This window comes from Chrysiogenia bacterium, assembly GCA_020434085.1.
GTDB lineage: Bacteria > JAGRBM01 > JAGRBM01 > JAGRBM01 > JAGRBM01 > JAGRBM01.
Map to the genome: position 1 here is coordinate 1 of JAGRBM010000251.1, position 2,928 is coordinate 2,928.

Annotated in this window: 3 protein-coding genes; all 3 read right to left on the reverse strand. The window is 65.0% G+C overall.

Going from position 1 to position 2,928, the window contains the following annotated elements; genetic code table 11:
* Positions 1-1,238, reverse strand: a 1,238-nt coding sequence (locus KDH09_08305) for an NAD(P)H-hydrate epimerase (protein MCB0219679.1), incomplete at its 3' end; no start/stop codon positions are given.
* Positions 1,235-1,984: a pyridoxine 5'-phosphate synthase gene (locus KDH09_08310; protein ID MCB0219680.1), complete on the reverse strand. Its 750-nt coding sequence runs from the start codon at positions 1,982-1,984 to the stop codon at positions 1,235-1,237. The genes KDH09_08305 and KDH09_08310, both read right to left, overlap by 4 nt.
* A gap of 92 nt (positions 1,985-2,076) precedes the next feature.
* A partial coding sequence (gene glmM, locus KDH09_08315; GenBank protein ID MCB0219681.1) for a phosphoglucosamine mutase occupies positions 2,077-2,928 on the reverse strand: 852 nt, incomplete at its 5' end.

Below are 2,928 nucleotides of genomic sequence, written 5' to 3' on the forward strand. Positions count from 1 at the left end.
ACCCCCACCCGGTCGGCCTGCACCTCCTGGGTGGTAAAGCCGCTCAGTCGGCTCATCTCGCCAGGGTGCGGCGTGACGACGATCTGCTCGCTGGCCAGCTTGCCCGGGCTGATGCTGTTCTTTGCCAGCAGGTTGAGCCCGTCGGCGTCGATTACGAGCGGGAGCTCGCACTTCTTCATGAGTTCCAGGACGGCCTCGCCGCTTGCCGCGTCGGTCGGGATCCCAGGGCCAATGAGCACCGCCGTGCACGAGGAAGCCGCTTCAAGCAGCCGCGCTCCCGCCCCCTTGCCGTAGCCGCCCTCGTCGTTCTCGGTGAGCAGCTCGGTCATGGTCTCGACCGACTGGGGCGCCACGACCGATTCCAGCCCGCGCGGAATGGCCAGTGTCACGAGGCCCGCGCCAATGCGGTGCGCCGCGCGCGAAGCCAGAACGCCCGCGCCCGACTTCCCGTGGGAGCCAGCAATGGCCAGCAGGTGGCCGAAATTTCCCTTGTGGGCGTCCGGCAAGCGGTGAAAGAGTCCCGGCCAGACGTCCTCGGGCGTAAGCAGGTAGGTGCTCCCCTGGTGGGCGTCGAGCATCTCGAAGGGAAGCGAGATCTCGATCTCGAACATCTCGCCGCAATGGGCGCGTCCGGGCTCGATCCAGTGGCCGGGCTTCATGCCGCCATAGGTACAGGTGATGTCAGCCTGCACCGCCGTTCCCATCACATGGCCGGTATCGGCGGAGATCCCCGAGGGGATATCCAGGGCGAAGATCATTCCCGGCGTGTCGTTCATCATCTCGATGGCATCGGCCATGGCGCCGCGCACTTCACTCTCAAGCCCCGTGCCCAGCAGCGCGTCGATCACAATCTCGCTGTCTGCCAGGTCCTCGGCGAGGTCCTTCATGCTCTGTTCGTCGCCCACGTCGTCGACGAGGTCGCCGCCCATGCCCATCCAGGCATCGAGCATCGCGCGAGCGTCACCACTCACTGCGTCAATCGGCGCAAACAGGTGCACGCGCACCTGGGCGCCGTGGTTCTGCAGGTGGCGCGCCACTACAAAGCCATCACCGCCGTTGTTTCCCTTGCCGCACAGCACGCTCACCGGCATGCCGGCGGCGCCGCCCGTTTTTTCCAGAATGATCTGGAAGGTCTTGAGCCCGGCGTTCTCCATGAGAACAAGGCCCGGAATCCGGGCCTCTTCGATGGCGCGCTTGTCGAGCGCGCGCATTTCTTCAGCGCTATAGAGCGGTTTCATCGTCCCCCCTGCCCATTCTTCGGGGCTTCGGCCTTTTCAACGAGTTCGAGCATCTCGCGCACCGCGCGCTCCATGCCCACGAGCACCGCGCGCGAGACGATGGAATGCCCAATATTGAGCTCGGCGATCTCGGGCATGGCAGCGATGGCCCCCACATTGCGGTAGTTCAGACCATGTCCGGCGTTGACGCTCATTCCCAGCTTGCTGGCCGTGCGCACCGCATTGGTGATGCGCGTGAGCTGCTCGGCCTTTTCGTGCTTGCCCACCGCGTCGCAATAGGTGCCCGTGTGAATTTCCACGGCGTCGGCACCCACCATGTGCGCCGCGCGCACCTGATCGATGTCTGGATCGATGAACAGACTGGTTTCGATGTCGGCCTCGCGCAGCAGCGAGGTGTATTTCTGGAGCTGTTCCTGATACATCGTCACGTCGAGGCCGCCCTCGGTGGTGAGTTCTTCGCGGCGCTCGGGAACGATCGTGCACATCTCCGGCTTGTTCAGCAGGGCGATCTTCACCATTTCCTGCGTGGCGGCCATTTCCAGGTTGAGCTTGGTCTTGACCACCTGGCGGAGCTGTTCGAGGTCGCGGTCCTGGATGTGGCGGCGGTCCTCGCGCAGGTGCACCGTGATGCCGTGGGCGCCGGCCAGCTCGCACAGAACGGCAGCCGCAACCGGATCGGGCTCGGTGATGCGCCGCGCCTGCCGCACGGTCGCCACGTGGTCGATGTTCACGCAAAGTCGGGCCATGGTGGGCCTCCTTACAGCCTGCCGCGGAGCCTTTTCCCTTTGGAGGGACGCCCCGCCTGCCTTTTAGTCCCAGATGGGTGGAATGTCGAAGTTCAGCCCAGCTCGGCGCGAACCACCCCGGCCAGGTCTTCGAGCACGCCGGAGAGCAGTCCTTCGTCGGGGTGCTCGGCCATGAGGCGCAAAAGCGGCTCGGTACCCGAGTAGCGCACCAGCAGGCGGCCGCCGGCACTGAGCCGTTCCTCGGCGCTCTTCATGGCATCGTAAATGCGTGCGTTCTCTTCCAGGGCGACGCGCTCTCGCACGCGGATGTTCAAAAGTTGCTGGGGTGCCAGTTCCAGCACGCGCGCGAGTTCGGAGAGCGACGCGCCGGTACGCCGCATGACAGCCAAAAGCTGGAGGGCGCACACGGTGCCGTCACCGGTGGTCGCGTGATCGAGAAAGATCACGTGGCCCGACTGCTCACCGCCCAGGCTGTAGCCCCCGGCACGCATCTGCTCTACCACATAGCGATCGCCCACCTGGGTGCGAACGAGCTTGCCGCCCAGGCTCTCCATCAGCTTTTCGAGCGAGACATTGCTCATCACCGTGGAGACAAGCGTGTTGTCCTTGAGCCGCCCCTCTTCGAGAAGGTGCTTGGCGCAGATGGCCATGACCTTGTCGCCATCGACGATCTCGCCGCGCTCGTCGACGAAGATCGCGCGGTCGGCATCGCCATCGAGCGCAATTCCAATGGCAGCACCGGTCTCTTTCACCTTTGCCGCGACGACCTCGGGATGGAGTGAGCCCACCCCGTCGTTGATGTTCGTCCCGTCGGGCTCGACGCCGCAGGCGACCACCTTCGCGCCAAGCTCACGGAAGACCAGCGGGCTCACCGCATAGGCCGCACCGTGGGCGCAGTCGAGAACGATCTTCATCCCGTCGAGGTCGAGATCGTGTGGAAAGGT

Coding starts and splice junctions, on each gene's coding strand:
- KDH09_08310 (MCB0219680.1), bottom strand. CDS start 1,984: ATGGCCCGACTTTGCGTGAACATCGACCACGTGGCGACCGTGCGGCAG.